This window comes from Campylobacter concisus (genome assembly GCF_902460895.1).
GTDB classification, from domain to species: domain Bacteria; phylum Campylobacterota; class Campylobacteria; order Campylobacterales; family Campylobacteraceae; genus Campylobacter_A; species Campylobacter_A concisus_BC.
This window is the reverse complement of sequence record NZ_CABPVL010000014.1, coordinates 5,315-6,403: the sequence shown is the minus strand read 5'-3', so window position 1 is coordinate 6,403 and position 1,089 is coordinate 5,315. Positions and strand designations below refer to the sequence as shown.

At 36.1% G+C, this 1,089-nt stretch carries 1 protein-coding gene; it reads left to right on the top strand.

Translation table 11 applies throughout. The annotated features are described in order from the left end of the window. On the top strand, window positions 1–1,089 hold a 1,089-nt coding region (locus F3G98_RS11200; protein WP_508610418.1), incomplete at both ends, for a site-specific integrase.

Genomic DNA, 1,089 nt, shown 5'->3' with positions numbered 1-1,089 from the left:
GTAAGGCTAAAATTTTATCTAACAGTCCAGATGAAGCCATAGATCAAGATGATAAAGCCAGCATAGCTCAAACCCTGCTTGAAAAACATATATTGTCCCTAAACTACCTAATATCAAAGCTTGACAAGAGTACAAACCTTGTGTCTAAAAGACTTAAATTCTTAAGCAAACAAGATGAAAGTTATAAATTTGAGCCAACTGGTATAGATAGCTTTCAAGATAACATCAATGCTCTAGATGAAGCAAATGGGCTACCTCTTAAAAAAGAAGATATCAAAAGTCTAGCTAAAAATTTCTCACATGCCATAATGGCAACTGCCGAGCAACAATACGGACTTAACACTCCTTTTAAGCTAGTAAAAACAAAAGGTGATGAGAGGAGTGTAGAGCAGATACTGTCTGCTAATAGTCATCTAATAGGCAAACGCATAAAAGTAGGAGATAGTAGCTTTGCTGTGGGCAGCTTAAATGATGAGGCAGTCCAAGAATACGAGATAGTGCCATGTTCTCCTAGTCAAAGAAAGGTAGAGAGTAGGGAGATCATCACACTAAAAACAGCATTTGAAAATTTTACAGCTAATACTAGCGTTAGCCAAAAGTGGTCAAGCAGCACTATGGATCTGGTAAATATTGTAGGCAATATATTGTTTAAATTCTTTCATCCAAGCAAGGATATCACAACCATATCACGAGATGATCTGCTTAAATTTAGAAATACTTTAGCTCACATACCAACCAAGCTAAACCAAAAAGCCAAATATAAAGACAAAAGCCTAGAGCAGATAATACACATGGGCAAAAATGATGCCAAACTATCACAAGTAACCATACAAAAATATATGATAAGAGTAGTGCAGTTCTTTAAGTATTGCTATAACAGCGACTACATAAGTAAGAGCATCATAAATGACCTAAACGTAAAAGTGGAGATAAACCCAATGGAGCGCAAGGTGCTACCTTATAGCAAGGAAGAGGCTAATGCTATCTTTAAAATAGTCCAAAATTTTAAAGAGACTAACAAGTCGCCAAGCAATCGCATAAGCGCAAATGATCTATACTATATAACCATGATAGCAGCATATAGTGGCA